The sequence below is a fragment of the Gordonia sp. NPDC057258 genome, from assembly GCF_042668985.1.
In the GTDB taxonomy this organism is placed as follows: Bacteria; Actinomycetota; Actinomycetes; order Mycobacteriales; family Mycobacteriaceae; genus Gordonia; species Gordonia hongkongensis.
On the sequence record NZ_JBHUXZ010000050.1, the window covers coordinates 16,663 to 31,932 of the forward strand.

Genomic DNA, 15,270 nt, shown 5'->3' on the forward strand with positions numbered 1-15,270 from the left:
GAGCGCTGTCGAGGGCTGCGCCCCGGTGTGCCCTACCTCCGATTGAGCTGCCCATCGCCGGCTGACGATAACGCCTCTTCGTCCGACCGCCTGCTTCTGACTCGCGACCGGTAGACCGTGATAGTTGCGATCACCACAGCGAGCACCGACAACATGTCGGACTCGGTTATCCCGTGCTCGATGCTGAACGAGACCAGCACGCGACCCTCGATCGGCTGATTCCACAGCGCCCACGCCACACTGTTGGCCACAAGAACCGCGGCGGCGACGTAACTCGGCTTGGCAAGGCACCACGCACCCACGACGAAGAGAAGGTTCATCAGTACCAGGGCGTGGAACGGGTCGGGCATCAGGACAGTATGCCTAGGTCGGCGAATGGATGTTGGACGGCAACCGTGCTCGAGTGTGAGCTGATCGTTAGCGGGGTACAGCGAAGTCCATCTGTGACCTACCGAACATGCGGCCGACGCACCCGACTCACGGTCCGGATAACAGGCCCCTCTTGACCACCTTAGCGGAGCTGATGGCAGCGAACTGCACGCAATCTCGATTAGCGCGAACAAATCGTGCCCTATTTGGTGTCGGCAGCAACACGCGGAGTGAAACTTTTGGGGTCTGCTGTGCTACAAACGTTTCCGGCTAGTTACGCACCGCGTAGACGGAAGGATGAGTCGCGGCCGGAGGTCAGCCACGAAAGTCCAGGTGAGGCCCGTTCTTTGGGGAAGTGGGTCCCCATCCACACGCGTCAAACGAGGAGCGAACAACCCAGACTAAGTTAGCGATCCTAATAAAGGTTGTTAATGATCCTATCTGTTGCTAAGGGGTAAGGGCTGCATTAGTGTCGGGGCATCCATTGAGGGATAAGACCGCAATGATCGGGTGTCGCGACGAAATCCCCTAATTTGGGAGATCGTAGCTTTGATATTCCACATCCGTCGGTGTGTGTCACCGTTTCCGCAGCTGCGGACAGTTCAGAGGTCTGAAAGGACATCTCGCTATGACCAGGCAAGAGGTCGGGGGGCGGGGTAACCAGGTGGGAGGGCCGGTGTGAGTACCGGCCGACAGTTGGAAGAGAGTGCCGCGAGACCGCTGTCTGGGCGGAGCAGGCGGTTGTACTCCCTAGCTCGGCGTCAAGCAGTTGCACGGACGTGGACGCTGCGGTACGTCCGCCGACTTGCTATCTCGGACGTCGTCATAGTTCTGGCTGCTGTGGCGTTTGCGCAGATCCTCAGGTTCGGTCCCGGGAGCTTGACGCCGGCGTCTGGTCGGTTCGGGTTGTCGTCAATTCTGATTCCCGCAGCACTAATCACAGCTTGGATTGCTGCTCTCAGAGCTGCGGGGACATACGATCGTCGGATTGTCGGGTCTGGTTCGGAGGAATACAGCCGCGTCACGACGGCGTGTCTGGCGGTCTTCGGAGTGCTGGCAATTGTCGATCTGCTGTTGAAACTCGACATCGCCCGGGGGTTTCTGGCTATCGCTTTCCCGCTGGGGACTATTGGCCTACTCGCCACCAGGTGGGGCTGGCGCCAGCGACTAGGCCTGCAGCGGCAGAGGGGCCGCCATCTGGATCAGCTCCTAGTAGTAGGAACCGAGAGCTCAGCAGCACCGCTCATCGAACGTCTGACAGCCGAACCGTCATTTGGATTTCGCGTGATCGGGGCGTGCCTTCCTCGAGGCGACTCCGGCCACCGAACAAGTCTCGAAATCGGCGACCTGAAGATACCGGTCTTCGGCGACTTCAGTGACCTCACTCGCGCTGTCTACAGCTCGGGCGCCACCGCGATAGCTGTGACGTCTGCCGAGGCTATCGGACATCGAGCGATGCAGGATCTGTCGTGGGAGTTGCAGGACGCGTACGTCGAGATGCTGGTTGCACCGGGAGTAACGGACGTCGCGGGTCCGCGGATGTTGGTGAGACCTGTCGCGGGTTTGCCCCTACTGCATATCGACAAGCCGCGGTACGAGGGGGCGAATAGATTCAGGAAATCACTCTTGGACAAACTGGTAGCGGCCGCTGGCCTAATTGTGATTTCACCTGTTCTCCTGGCCGTTGCAATCGCGATCAAAGTGGACTCGAAGGGTCCAGTGTTCTACAGGGCGACACGGGTCGGCGTCAGCAATACTCAATTCAAGATGTGGAAGTTTCGATCTATGGTGCAGGATGCCGACGCGCTCAAGAGCGATCTTGTCGACAGAAATGAAGGAGCAGGTGTCCTGTTCAAGATGCGTAGCGACCCGCGGGTCACGCGAGTCGGGCGCTTCATTCGTCGATACAGCCTCGACGAGCTCCCTCAACTCTTCAACGTGATGGGGGGATCAATGAGTCTCGTGGGCCCGCGCCCACCGCTTCCGGAGGAGGTCGCCCGGTACGACGGCCGGGTCGCGCGGCGGATGCTGGTCAAGCCGGGGATCACCGGACTCTGGCAAGTCTCTGGCAGATCAGATCTGTCGTGGGAAGAGTCGGTCCGACTCGACCTGTCGTATGTCGAGAACTGGTCGATCATGCAGGACTTCATCATTCTGTGGCGAACAGTCAAGGCGGTTGTGGCGAAAGACGGAGCATACTGATGCGGATGGTTGTGCTAGGGCTCGGATACCTCGGAGCGACTCATGCCGCGTGCATGGCTGAGCTGGGACACGAGGTTCTCGGCGTCGAAATTGACGTAGAGAAAATGAACCAGCTCGCCGCGGGTGAAATACCGTTCTACGAGCCAGGCCTACCCCAGCTTTTGAAGAAGCACTTAGAGTCTGGAAATCTCCAGATAAGCGATTCGTATGAAGAAGCAGCCCAATGGGGTGAAGTATTTTTCATCGCAGTCGGGACACCGCAAAAAAAGGGCGAATACGCTGCTGATCTGAAGTACGTCAATGGCGTAATTGACTCGCTTGTGCCCCATCTCACGAAAGACGCCTTGATCCTGGGGAAGTCCACCGTTCCAGTTGGGACGTGCGACGAGCTGTCGGGGAGGGCTCAGGACCTCACAAAAGAAGACATCAGTGTTGAAGTTGCATGGAACCCGGAATTCCTTCGCGAGGGCCACGCCATTGCAGACACGCTTCGCCCCGACCGAATAGTTATTGGGTGTAACGCTGCGGGTACTGCAGAGACAGTAGCGCGCGAGATCTACGCTGAGATCCTCAAAGACGGGACTCCTATCCTCGTCATGGACCCAGCAAGCGCGGAAGTTGTAAAGGCCGCCGCGAACTCATTCTTAGCTACGAAAATCTCATTCATCAACGCCATTGCTGAAGTATGTGAGGCAGCCGGTGCGGACATTGTGGCCGTTGCGGACGCCATCGGCAAAGATGACCGCATCGGAAGAAAGTTCTTGAACGCAGGACTGGGGTTCGGTGGGGGATGCCTCCCGAAAGACATCCGGGCTTTTATGGCCCGATCGGCCGAACTTGGGGCTGCCGATGCGGTTGCCTTCCTGAGGGAAGTCGACAACGTCAACATGCGCCGGAGAAATCGAGTCGTCGATATCGCAAAAGAAGAATGCGGCGGCTCGCTCCTGGGTAAGCGAGTGGCGGTGCTTGGCGCCGCATTCAAACCGGAGTCGGACGACGTGAGGGACTCGCCGGCGCTTAATGTTGCAGGGCAGATCCAGCTGCAAGGAGCGGCGGTGACAGTGTTTGACCCAAAGGCAAACGACAACTCAAAGAGAGTATTCCCGACGCTGCACTACGCCACCGATGCGTTTGTTGCATGCAAAGATGCTGACATTACTTTAGTACTCACGGAATGGCCCGAGTTCCGGGAGATCGACCCGTCGAATCTCGGCCGCGTAGTCAGTCGCCGGACTGTGATCGACGGACGTGCGTGCCTTGATAAGGACCGCTGGAAGACTGCGCAGTGGCGCTATCTCCGCTGACGCGGCGTCGGTGCACTAATTCGTCGATGATGGACAGGCATAGATTCGGCAGGCGATGGGCGACCCCACCGAGCGTCAGGAACGATTAGAGTGACCGCAAGAGAATACGCTCGCCTAGACCGTGTCGCTCTGTCCGAGAGTGACCCTGCATTGGCGAGATCGCTGCTGTTGACCGGATTTCTGTCGATCGGCCTCGTTGTTGTCCTTTACGGAATACCAATAGTCGGGCCGTCCCTGGTTGGCGCCCCTACTGCCTATGTGGCTTCGGTTTTCGTGACCTGCTCGGTAACCGTGATGATCGTCAAACACGGTTTTCCTCATTTTGTCATGTTTTGGTCCGTGCTCGCGCTTTCACAAAACTCCCTTTGTGGGCTGTGGGCATCGCCGTACTCGACATTTATTCCGTTCGTAGCGACCGAGCAGAAGACCTTGTCATTGGCGGTGGCGGTGCTTGCGTCTGCGCCTACGTTGCTCACTTGGGTATCGTCGAGAAAGCCTTTGCTGACCGCTGCGGCCTTATATGGGGTCGTTGTAGCGGCTCACTCCACCAGCGTGACGGGTGCAACGCTGCCATACCTACGCAACTTCCTACTCCCAATAGCTGGACTGTTGGCGTTCGCTGCTTTGGCATCAAGAATCTCGTGGCCTACACGAATTCAAACTCTTCGAAGCGTAACGACCGTCCTCGGAATTCTAATGGCCACCGGAGTGGTCCTCGAATTAGCGTTCGGAACTCGACTATGGCGCCAGATCGTCAGAACCGATATAAACGGCGCCCTAAACTCACTGTCAGATGCCACAGCGATATTTGGAGTCAGACTGCCGCGAATCGGCGGGTTTATGGTGGAACCCACTAACGCGGGTTACGTTGCCGCTGCAACTATCATCGTGGCGGTAGTGGCACGGATGGCGTGGGTTCAATCAGGTAATAGGCCGTATTCGCTCCTGATCGTGGTAGGCCCTTGTCTATTCGCACTGGTCGCCTCTGGCGCCAAAAGCGGATTTCTCATGCTTGCAATAGCAGCAATGAGCGGAGCTATATTCAGTGTCACACGTAGCGCGTTGGCCGGAATTCTACTCGGCTGGGCGGCGAGCCTCCTCGCGGTTTGGGCTTACATCTTGGCCATCGGAGTTCCTGCAACACCCCGCGCAGTCTGGCTAGAGCCAACAACGCTAGTCGGCGGCGACAGCACCACCTTTCATTTTGCGGGATTGTGGGCAGGCATCAGGGCAGCAACGGAAGATGTCATCGGGCACGGTGTCGGGACTGGCGGAAACTTTTCGCGCGACCCGAACGAACCATGGTCGACTTGGCTAGGTACAGGGAGTGAGAGCGCATGGGGCGTGCTGGCGTATCAGACAGGGTTCTTTGGCATATTGCTGTTCTGCATCGTTCTTGTCATCGCCGCGACAGACGGCGGTAAAGCAGTCGGCATCATAGTCACTGCATGGTCGTCGGCGGCTATGTTTGCTGAGGCGATATCGGGACCACTCGTTGCCGGAGTCCTCATGATGGGGGCCGGCCTCCTATATCGATCTCAACATACTGACGATCCCGACCACGTCGGCACATCGCCCTTGAGTAAACCGAATGCACACTTAGGAACGAAAGAGTGAGTATTAAGGCCGCGGAAAAGGTACCTTTCATCGACATACCCGTAACGGCTATGACAGCGGACGAAGTTGTCGATGTGATTGTGAGCGCAGTTGATTCCGGTTCAGGAAGCTGGGTAGGAAACTTCAACCTACATGCGGTCTACGAGTGGCATACGAACCCGCTCTTCAGGGACAATTGTGCGAGAGCGAACTACTGGATTATCGACGGATTCCCTGTACTTGCGGCATGGTCGCTCAAGAGACGCACAATTCCGCGTTCCCGGTTCAGAGTGGGGTCCACTGATTGGCTGAACCGCCTGTTGGAGCGTGAGATCCCATTGACAATCATCGGGATCGGCGCGGATCCGGAATCGAGTCGACGTGCAGCTGAGTACTTTAATCACAACCACGCCAGCATAACCTGGTATGCATATGACGGATTCTCGTTTGAGAGGCAGGATAACCTGCCCGGAGAATCAGATCTAGAATTACATATTGAAAGTGCAGATCTCATTCTAGTAGGTCTAGGCATGCCGCGGCAGGAGGAGTGGATCGCAGATCGTCTCGACGGTGTGTTGATGAACAAAGTGGTCGCAAATGTCGGCGGGTGTATCGACTACTACTCTGGGCGGCAGAAACTTGCGCCACGGTGGATGGGTGGAACTGGCCTAGAGTGGGCGTACCGCTTAGCGCGGTCACCTAGGCGGCTCGCCTACCGATACCTCGTAGAGCCAATCATGTTGCTCGGTGTACTAGTCCGCAGGGCTTGTACTCGCACGGATACTCAGGTCACAACCATCAAGGCCGATAGTGTTGTCTGCCGTTCTGTGGATGCCCAGCGGGATGAACTCCGCGAGTCCGAAGCAAAGAGTTTCCCGGCTAATGGGGGTATGCGTGAGTACATAACTAAGAACGATGGCAGGGATATCCAGTGAAGCGGTCTGATCAAGTCACCTGTGTTATCCCAACTATCGGTCGACCAGAACTTCGTCGTGCAGTCGAGAGCGTCCTCAAGCAAAGGGGTGGCCCGCCGAGAGTCATCGTGGTTCTCGACCGGCCCGAGGAGCGGGAGCATGTTCTGTCGGTCGTTCTCGCCGACCTGACAGTTGATCTCATGGTCACCCCTGGACGGGTCGGGGGCGGTAGAGCCCGCAACTTGGGAACCCTCGCCTGCTCTACGCCGTACGTGGCATACCTCGATGACGACGATTGGTGGGAGCCCCTGAAGTTGGACCGTCAATTGTCACTCGTGCACCGCGACGCGCAGACTGTAGACGATCGAGTAGTTAGTGCCACGGCGATGAGTTTCATTCGACCTGGGCAACAACCGCGGTCGGTGCCGGCAGTGCCGTACACAGAGGGCACGCCGATAGAAGACTACCTCGTTACGAGAAGTACCCTGCGTTACGGGCGTAACGCGATGCAGACGAGCACACTGCTTGTGTCACGCAAACTAGCAATCGAAACCCTGTGGCGTGACGACTTGCCTAAGCATCAGGATTGGGACTTCATCGCGAGACTGATGCGCGCTGACTCAGTTTCGTTTGTTTGGGTGCCAGCAGAACTAACCAACGTCGTCCAGGACAGCAGAGACTCGGTGTCGAAAAAGCCCGACTGGCGCACAAGCTCAGTCTGGTTAGAAAGTCATTGGCCGAACCTCGGGCGCCGGGCAAGGTCGGACTTCATCTTGACGCAGGTGATGAGGTCGGCGTTGTCTGCTCGTGACAAAGACGGCCTGCGGTACGCGTTACAGTCTTTGCGACACTCGGGGCTCCCACACTGGCCAGCCGTCATCGTCGCGCTAAGCGGGATCCTCATATGACGCTGCTTTATGACCGCCTTAGGAGAGTGTCAAGCGGTAGGCAGATCGCGATGATCAGCGGCATGTCAGCGACCCTGCAACAGCTCTGCAACGTGGCAACAATAGGAATTTTCTCGATTCTACTCGCGAGAAGCGTCTCGGTCGACGAATTCGGGCAGTACAGTTTCGCCACGACAATTGCTGGCGTCATAGCCACCGTAGGGACAGCTGGATTGTATGGCCTCGCTGTCCGAGATTACGCCAAAGACCCGAGTGGTCGCGCGACCACCACGGTCGGAGTGCTGATAGTCCGAGAAGTACTTACTGCGACGCTCTATCTTTCAGTCTTCGGCGCTCTTGCGCTAGTCCGTGTTGATTCCGAAACGCAACTAGTTACCGCAATTGCAGCTCTTGGAGCATTTGCTAAAGTTCTTGACGGTCCCGAATTGTGGTTCCAAGCGAATCTGAAAACTCATGTCACCGCTTTCGTCAAGATCGTATGCATGTGTTCATTCTTCGGGATTCGGTTGTTTGCCCTGTTGATGAACGCCTCGCTCTTGACTCTGGTTTGGCTGTACGTGATCGAGTTTGCCGTGACGGCTCTGGCCATCCTGGTAGTCTACTGGCGGTTCACCCGCCCGTCCTCGTTCGAGGTACCGTCGCTGGTGCGCATCCGGGAGCTCGCAAAGTCGGGGTTTCCTCTCGCCGTATCCGCTTGTCTGAACCAATTGAGTTTGCGAAGCGGCGTCGTAGTACTTCAACTAGTCTCCGGTGCGACTGGGGTCGCTGTGTACTCGGCTGCTGCGCGTATCGCGGATATTGCTTTCGTGCTACCAATGGCGTATACAACGGCGACGATGTCTGTTCTTATCGCGGTCCGAAAATCCTCCGCGGCCACAGAATACGCTCGCTATCTTCAGCGCTCGTACAGCCTAGCTTGCTGGGCGGGCATCGCTTTCGCGGCAATTTTACTGGCCATTGGCGTACCATTGATCGATGTCATTTACGGACCGCGGTACGCTGACTCTGCGCTTGTGCTGCAGATCATCGCAATTGGTACCCCGTTCGTTTGTATGGCCGCAGTTTTCAGTAAATGGATCATTGTAGAGAACCGTCTGTGGATGAGTGCAGGTCGATACGCACTCGGAGCTATTTTCAATTTGGGTTTGTGTCTCGTGCTGGTCCCTGAATTCGGCGCGGATGGAGCAGCGGTGGCGCTGGTGGCTTCCACTATAAGCGCATCGTTCTTGTTTACCTTCCTGTTCAAGGATAGTCGCGCGAGCGGGGTAATGATGGCTAGAGCGTTTGTTGCACCAGCCCTGACCGTTTGGACCAGAGTGAAAGCGAGGCGAGCGCAGTGATACGTGTGTCTGAGGCGAAGCGTTTCGTTCGCCGGCGGGCGGTGTGGGCCGTGGTGGTCCGGTCGTTGGTCGCCGGCGGCGCGATGAAAGGTGACGTAGCATCTCTATACAGTGGGTTGCACCGCCACCACAGTGACCGCGGCCGTGGTGCAAGCGAGTATTTCCTTCGACGGCATGTACACATGCTCGAGAAAGGCTTGTCGATGTCACCACGACGGCCCGTCTTCGCAGAGGCGTACATCGAAGAATTGGTCGAGACATTCATGGTTTGCACAACGGATGATCTGACGCGTCAGTGGGCGTGGGATGTACTCGAAGCGTACTTTGAGGCCGTGCCTGTCGGCCGTTCAGCTCCTGCGGATAGAGCCCGCCGATTGTTCGAATCGAGTCGCTCCGATACCGAGGACTTCGACGCGACAGGGCGCGCTGTGAAACGATTGTCCCCAGCCCCTTTGGCCGACACCAAGCCTTCGCATGTGCAGCCAAGCGAGCTTCGTGAGCTGTGCGAAGCGAGGCAGTCTGTTCGTAGCTTTCTGCCGAAAGTGGTTGACCGCGGGATCGTCGATGAGGCGATTCGGACCGGGATTCAGGCTCCCTCAGCTTGCAACAGGCTTCCGTACCGTTTTCTTGTGCTAGAGCGTCCCGACGATGCGCGCGAAGTAGCCGCGCTAGTCGGAGGCACCGCTGGCTATCTGGAGAAGATCCAATCATTATTGGTTGTTGTAGGCGACTTATCAGCGTATGGGCATCCCCGAGATCGGCATTTGATCTACACAGACGCCGGACTTGCGATCATGGGTGTGCTACTTTCGTTGGAATCTCACGGAGTGTCAAGCTGTTGCATCAACTGGCCTTCCCTTTCGGCGCTTTCGAGACGCGCTGCACGTTTAGTGGGTCTTGAGAATCACGAGAGGGTAGTGATGCTGATCGCGTATGGCTACGGTGATTCTGAAAGCGCCGTTCCGGCATCTGGCAAGAAAGACCTGGCCGCGGTCCGGGCTTTCACGCAGCTCGGGAATCGGGAGAGCTGAAGCATGTCGAGAAAAACGGTTTTGATTACAGGTGGCAACTTCACGAATCAAGGTGCTTACCTCATGATCGCCTCAGTCGCGGAGGCCATGAGATCCCGTGGCTTAGCACCTGCGATGTCGATGCAAACCGGTTCTGAGCGGGAGAAGCGCTGGCTGGGCGTCGACAGCGTGGCGTTCAGCGACCGGTTGAATCTCCACCTACAACGGCCTTGTTTCGCTCGGTCGAGTTCCTTTCTGGCGCAGCGATTTCCCTATCTTGGTAGCAACGATATCTCTGGTGTGGTAGATGTGTCAGGTTTCGTATTCAGTGATCAATGGATTGCGCTAGACCTCTCTGCGAGAGCACGTGCGCTCCGCTACTGGAGTGATCGGGGTTTGCCTCTCGTGCTCTTGCCGCAGGCCTTTGGGCCTTTTGAGTCGCCGGAGTCGCAAACAGCCTTGAGGGAAATTGTGGAAGCGTCTGCCCGTGTCTACGCCCGGGACCAAGTGTCGTTCGATCACGTGGTGAGTACCTGCTCAGAACGCGCCATTGGCAGGAAAGTCGCGTTGAAACCCGACTTCACCTTCTCCGTTCCGCCCGAACATGTTGCTGGTTTTGACGACGCGATTGGCGGAGTTGCACTGGTTCCGAACTGGAACATTTCTGAACGAATTAGTCGCAACGCGTACGCAGCTAATCTGCAGGCTTGGATTTCGGAGATCCGGCGTCGTGGTGACCGACCTTTTTTTCTATGCCATGAAAGCGGTGGTGACAAGCAGGTTGTTGAAGATCTTTCTCGACAAGAAGCTGTTCCCCTGGTATCGGGTCTGAATGGTCGACAATCGAAGTACTTACTTTCGCGTTGCAAGTATGCCGTCTCAGGTAGATTTCATGCGGCGATAAGCTGCATGTCATCGGCAGTTCCTGTTTTTGTTCACGGTTGGAGTCATAAGTATTTGGAACTCGTCAATGAGGTCGGTCTGCCCGAACTCCTATCCGATCCAACAGGTGGCTCTTCGGTAGTCGAAGAAGTCATTTCACTAGTGGACGATATGGAACGCCTGCAAGCGACCCTCAGTCAATCCGTTATTCGGATTAAAGATGAAAGCGAGCGTATGTGGGACGAAGTTGCGGACGTAATTGAGGGCAGGATAACTGTTCATGGTGGGTGATCTTTCAGAGCCTCTGGTGTCACGTCGGACCCTCTTGGCCGGGGGCTTCGCAGCTGCACTCCTATCCGGTTGTCGAATAGGGGCGAGTGGTGAGACCTCGTCCGGGCCGGCCTGGACGGTAGTGGCGCGGTTCGATGACAGTCTGCTCGAGTGGTGGTCGCAACCGGTCTGTGTGACGCCTGACCGCCTGGCTACGCGGGTGTTTGCAGGTGGTGTTGGTTCTGGGGGCGAGATCGTGGTGTCTGAGTCTGACAGTCAAGGAGATGGCTCGCGCCGAATTGTGTTGGATCGCCTACCGCCTGACGACCACAACTGCCCAGCGGTTTTGGTGGAAGGGGGCCGGCGCGGGATCGTAGCGTGGGCCAATCATGATAGGGACAATCGCATCCGAGTGCGCCTGAGTGAAGAGTTGGGCGGAATTGGGGGTATCGAGTCCTCGTCGGCGCATGATCTCGAGATGCCTGGTTTGTGCTCGTATGTGAAACTGTTTCACGTGCCAACGCGCTCAAATAACAGAGAGGACCTCTACCTAGTCTTTTCCCGCGTGCGTGTTCCGGCAGCGAACCGATCATCTGTGGTCGGTTGGATGGTTGCGAATATGGTCGTGAATCAAGCGGCAGGTACGGTGCGATGGTCTTCAGATGGCCTGCGACCGACCTTTTTGATAACATCTGGTGAAAGTCTGTCTTATCTTACGTGCGGTGTCACCTATGGAGTAGGTGGCCGCTTGATTCTAAGGTGCGCGCTCGGTTTTAACCCCGCGACGGGGCGCGGACGAAACTTTATTAGTTACTTCGAGATCGACACCGAGACTGGAGTGGTTGCTGGTCATGGAGTCGATCACCTACCGCCACGTAACGTATTCTCCCAGGGCTTAATTCCGTATGAAGACGAGCGTTTAGGACGACTTGTGCCGGCCTTGCCTCCCGGTAGTAGTCGCCGGCTGTTCTGGGCGGCGGACGGACCGGCGCCAGCGGCTATCGGCTACGCTGACTGGGTTATCGGTCGCGAGTCGGATGCAAAGTATTTCGTGATTGAAGATGTTGGCGGGACGTGGGTTACACGAGAGCTCGTGACCGCAGGGAGTCGTATTGGATATGACACCGCCGCAAATTATCTCGCTGGAATGTGCTTCGACGGGTACCCGCGGTCGGAACCAGCAAGTTACTGTGCCAGTCGAGATGGAGATGATCGTTCACGTCTGAACAGAGTGGACGAGAGGGTAAGTGAGATCGTCGAGTCAAGTGCGATGCTTGCACGACCGTCCCCCGTACTGGGGTCGCAGAGTCCGATGGTTGCCGTGTCTGAACTCGAGTACTACGGCGATGAGGAATCCGGCGGATTCACCAGTTTCAAGGGTGCCACTGTGGTCTATGGGTGGCGGGCCGCTTCTTGAATGCGGAGCGCGCTTCACGTTCGATCGCAATTAGTCTAGTGTCGATCTTTGGTCGTCGTACGAAATGGACGGAATGATGAACTCGAATCGGGTTACCGATATCCTCGCGCCAAGTGATACCGTCCAGTCCCTCCGTCGAGGGTGGTGGGTAATCCTTTTGACTGCGGTTCTGTTCGCGTTGGCTGGTGTCGGATATTGCATGCTGCAGCAACCCGTGTACCGGGCAACGGCCTCGTTGTACGTGACTTCCGGTACTGAGGATTCGGTGCAGACGGCCTATCAAGGGTCCCTGGCGTCTCAACTCCGGGTTGCGTCGTACAGCCGACTCGTGACTTCTGACTCGATTCTTCGGACGGCAATTGACAGCTCAGGTGTGGAAATGTCCGTCTCCGAAGCAAAATCTGCGATATCCGCCAGTGCACCTGACGACACTGTTCTCCTCAACGTCTCCGCCCAGAGTACTGATGTGGCGGTCGCGGAGGACCTCGCAAATGCTGTTTCATCGGCTCTTATTGGCTACGTGTCGACCTTGGAGACGCCTGCCGGCGGAGGTTCACCGCTCGCCAAAGTCACGGTCGTGTCACCAGCTGTCGCGAATAGCTCGCCTGTGTCTCCCCAAGTAGGCAGGATCGTTGGCCTCGCGACTGCGCTAGGTCTACTTATTTCATCCCTCGGCGTCGTTCTCCGTGGTCGGTATTCGACTTCAATTCGGTCGGAGGGTGACATCGTTCGCGTGTCTGATCTGCCCGTGCTCGCCTCTGTTCCCAAGGACGAGCAGCTAGGTGCCAAGAAGGTGTTGGACTTCTCTCGTGGAGCGACTCCAGCTGCGGAAGCCTTCAGAAAGCTGAGAACTGCGCTGTCCTTCTACAACGTGGACTCACCTCCCCGCGTATTGCTTGTAACCAGTCCGATCTCGGCAGAGGGCAAAACGACCACCGCGATGAACCTTGTCGCCGCGTTGGCCGAGTCTGGCAGTCGTGCGATTCTGGTCGACGCGGACCTTCGACGTCCCCAAGTAGGCGACCGCTCGGGGAGTGCTTCCGCAGGGGTTGGCCTAACCAACTGGCTCAGGGGAGACATGTCCCTCCAGGAGGTGGTGCAAGCAGGCGACCAGACGAATTCGTTCGTGTTGGCAGCGGGTCCACTGCCGCCCAATCCAGCTGAGATGCTCGAGTCGAAACGGCTCGGCGACGGCATAGCGGAGCTTGCATCGCTCTATGATTACGTAGTCGTCGATTCTCCCCCGGTGCTCCCCGTCGCGGATTCCTCGATCTTGTCGCGGTGGTGTGACGCCGCGATAGTGGTTGTGCGCGCAGGCCGTAGTAGTCTTACGGAAGTTCGGACCGCGCTAAATACTCTGGAACAATCGCAAGCTAACGTCATCGGGTTTGTTCTGGGCGACTGCCGAGAGTCCGCGGGTTATTATGCGTACGGGTACGCGTCCGCCGATCAGAAGGCGGCTGGGTCCGGTGGTAAGAAGGTCGGAAAGTCGCGAGCAGCGCCAGTGGGCTGACAACCGGAGCCGTTGGGACTGCTGCACGAATGAGTGACATCCAACCTGGTTGTCGAGTTGCGGTGTGGCGGAGATGTCGGCGCCGTGGTTGACCCACACCACCAACACCCGCGCTATGTGGTGAGTACGCTCAGAAGCCAGCTGGTACCTGAGTTGGGATCCGTATTCTGAATTCCTGCTGTACGTCTCGGCATGTCCGGACCTGCGGTCCAGTGGCACACCATCTCAGCACGAGATTGGCCATGATCGGGCTGCCTTTTACGTAGAACTCGTTCCGAGGCAGTCCTGGGACGCCTACCACTCGGAATCCGAAGTTCTTTCTACCTTGGTCTGGACTGTCGTACGGGGTGGGCCAGGGGTGATTGTCGGGCAGGATCTGCATCCCAAACTCATCCAGATGGACCGTGTCATAGATGAGGACTTGGTTTCCTGGCTTGCATGTGTCGAGGAACTGTGGGTGCCAGATTTCGTCGTATGGTTGTCCGATCACCAACGGTGGGAAAGTCACTTCTAGCGGCGTGCCGGGTGGGCAGAAGCTGCCGTATGTTGCTGCTGGGTCGTCACGAAGGACTTTCATTGTGATGTCCGCGCTGGCTGATTTTATGGCGCGCCCGGGCCCGCAGATTGAGCGGGCGACGACTCCGATTCTGAAGGTTCCTGTTGTGATGGGTTTCCCAGAGATCGTGCCTCCGGACGTGAGCCAGGTCCCGTTGGGCATCTTGTTGGGGGCGGGCACAGTCCACTGGACTGTGCATCCTCTCCCGGTGGTCGCACGTAGTTTGTGCGCGATGGTTTGCCCCTTGATAGTGGTAACAGTAAGTGAGTTTTGGTCGAGTGCCGGTGTGTCGTCGGCGAATCCAAGTTTGATCGCGCGCGCGGCGGTCGCGAGATTCGGTGATTGTTCGTAGGTGCTGTGCAGAGCGAACTGTTCGTCGTTCAGATCGCCGGGCCCCTCGAATGCGCAAACCGGATCGTTATCGATGCACAGGGTGAAGACCTTGTCTTTCCACGCGAGTACGCCGAGACCGAGGTTCGGATTCGGATGGGTGAAGAAGTAGTCGACGCCCCTGCCTGCAGGTGAGGGTTCGATCGGCTTCTCGCTCGCGTCGTTCCCGGTGCGGTCGGGGTCAGAGATCAGGACGACGCCAGCAACTCGGGGGATTATCTGGGCGTCGGAATTCGGGAGGATTCCTTTCGGTTGCCACATGGCAGCCGCGAGCTGGTGCATGACCATGGCGCCCTGGGAGTATCCGGCGAGGACCACTTGTTGGTGGTCGCACGCTGAGTCGGCGGCCCAGCGGCGCAGTAGGTCGGCGGTCGCGTTGCGGCCATGGCCGACGCCGGCGAAGTACTTGGGCGCCAGACCGATAAGCGTGTCGATGCCATAAGCGGGGTAGTCGGGATCGGTGATCGCGGTCGTAGCCATCGACCGGCCTGCAGCGTTCAGGCGGGGGGTGTCAGATGGTCTGTGTAAGTCCAGTGCTCATCAGTGAGAGGACAATCTATGAGCATGGCGTTAGACGATAAGCAGCACGACGACGGTCA

At 57.4% G+C, this 15,270-nt stretch carries 11 protein-coding genes; 9 read left to right on the forward strand and 2 right to left on the reverse strand.

The window, feature by feature from the left end; translation table 11 throughout:
* Positions 1-32 precede the first annotated feature (32 nt).
* On the reverse strand, positions 33-350 hold the full coding sequence (locus ACFUEJ_RS22680; RefSeq protein ID WP_388032056.1) for a hypothetical protein: 318 nt from the start codon (positions 348-350) through the stop codon (positions 33-35).
* 697 nt (positions 351-1,047) lie between these two features.
* On the opposite strand from ACFUEJ_RS22680, the gene ACFUEJ_RS22685 reads away from it, so the two are divergent.
* The 9 genes from ACFUEJ_RS22685 (at position 1,048) to ACFUEJ_RS22725 (ending at position 13,725) form a co-directional block, all read left to right on the forward strand.
* Positions 1,048-2,571: a sugar transferase gene (locus ACFUEJ_RS22685; protein ID WP_388032059.1), complete on the forward strand. Its 1,524-nt coding sequence runs from the start codon at positions 1,048-1,050 to the stop codon at positions 2,569-2,571.
* Entirely contained in the window at positions 2,571-3,875 is a 1,305-nt protein-coding gene (locus tag ACFUEJ_RS22690) for a UDP-glucose dehydrogenase family protein (RefSeq protein WP_388032061.1), read from the forward strand. Before ACFUEJ_RS22685 ends, ACFUEJ_RS22690 begins: the two co-directional genes overlap by 1 nt.
* A 90-nt stretch (positions 3,876-3,965) precedes the next feature.
* On the forward strand, positions 3,966-5,492 hold the full coding sequence (locus ACFUEJ_RS22695) for a hypothetical protein (protein ID WP_388032063.1): 1,527 nt from the start codon (positions 3,966-3,968) through the stop codon (positions 5,490-5,492).
* On the forward strand, positions 5,489-6,406 hold the full coding sequence (locus tag ACFUEJ_RS22700) for a WecB/TagA/CpsF family glycosyltransferase (protein WP_388032065.1): 918 nt from the start codon (positions 5,489-5,491) through the stop codon (positions 6,404-6,406). Before ACFUEJ_RS22695 ends, ACFUEJ_RS22700 begins: the two co-directional genes overlap by 4 nt.
* Complete coding sequence (locus ACFUEJ_RS22705) at positions 6,403-7,293, forward strand: glycosyltransferase family 2 protein (protein ID WP_388032067.1); 891 nt, start codon at positions 6,403-6,405, stop codon at positions 7,291-7,293. Before ACFUEJ_RS22700 ends, ACFUEJ_RS22705 begins: the two co-directional genes overlap by 4 nt.
* A 50-nt stretch (positions 7,294-7,343) precedes the next feature.
* Positions 7,344-8,633 (forward strand): flippase, encoded by a 1,290-nt coding sequence (locus tag ACFUEJ_RS22710; RefSeq protein ID WP_388032069.1) that lies wholly within the window; start codon positions 7,344-7,346, stop codon positions 8,631-8,633.
* A gap of 182 nt (positions 8,634-8,815) precedes the next feature.
* Complete coding sequence (locus tag ACFUEJ_RS22715; RefSeq protein ID WP_388032072.1) at positions 8,816-9,664, forward strand: nitroreductase family protein; 849 nt, start codon at positions 8,816-8,818, stop codon at positions 9,662-9,664.
* A 63-nt stretch (positions 9,665-9,727) separates the two neighbouring features.
* Positions 9,728-10,816, forward strand: coding sequence for a polysaccharide pyruvyl transferase family protein (locus ACFUEJ_RS22720; RefSeq protein ID WP_388032073.1), 1,089 nt, complete (start codon positions 9,728-9,730; stop codon positions 10,814-10,816).
* A gap of 1,472 nt (positions 10,817-12,288) precedes the next feature.
* Positions 12,289-13,725 (forward strand): polysaccharide biosynthesis tyrosine autokinase, encoded by a 1,437-nt coding sequence (locus ACFUEJ_RS22725; RefSeq protein ID WP_388032080.1) that lies wholly within the window; start codon positions 12,289-12,291, stop codon positions 13,723-13,725.
* A gap of 130 nt (positions 13,726-13,855) precedes the next feature.
* Here the strand turns inward: ACFUEJ_RS22725 and ACFUEJ_RS22730 are convergent, their stop codons facing one another.
* A complete protein-coding gene (locus tag ACFUEJ_RS22730) occupies positions 13,856-15,151 on the reverse strand; it encodes a cutinase family protein (protein WP_388032075.1) in 1,296 nt (431 codons plus the stop codon).
* Positions 15,152-15,270 lie beyond the last annotated feature (119 nt).

Excerpts from the sequence above, each read along its gene's own strand:
- ACFUEJ_RS22680 (WP_388032056.1), bottom strand. The coding sequence starts at position 350 with ATGCCCGACCCGTTCCACGCCCTGGTACTGATGAACCTTCTCTTCGTC.
- ACFUEJ_RS22690 (WP_388032061.1), top strand. The coding sequence starts at position 2,571 with ATGCGGATGGTTGTGCTAGGGCTCGGATACCTCGGAGCGACTCATGCC.
- ACFUEJ_RS22710 (WP_388032069.1), top strand. The coding sequence starts at position 7,344 with ATGATCAGCGGCATGTCAGCGACCCTGCAACAGCTCTGCAACGTGGCA.
- ACFUEJ_RS22715 (WP_388032072.1), top strand. The coding sequence starts at position 8,816 with ATGCTCGAGAAAGGCTTGTCGATGTCACCACGACGGCCCGTCTTCGCA.
- ACFUEJ_RS22720 (WP_388032073.1), top strand. The coding sequence starts at position 9,728 with ATGATCGCCTCAGTCGCGGAGGCCATGAGATCCCGTGGCTTAGCACCT.
- ACFUEJ_RS22725 (WP_388032080.1), top strand. The coding sequence starts at position 12,289 with ATGAACTCGAATCGGGTTACCGATATCCTCGCGCCAAGTGATACCGTC.
- ACFUEJ_RS22730 (WP_388032075.1), bottom strand. The coding sequence starts at position 15,151 with ATGGCTACGACCGCGATCACCGATCCCGACTACCCCGCTTATGGCATC.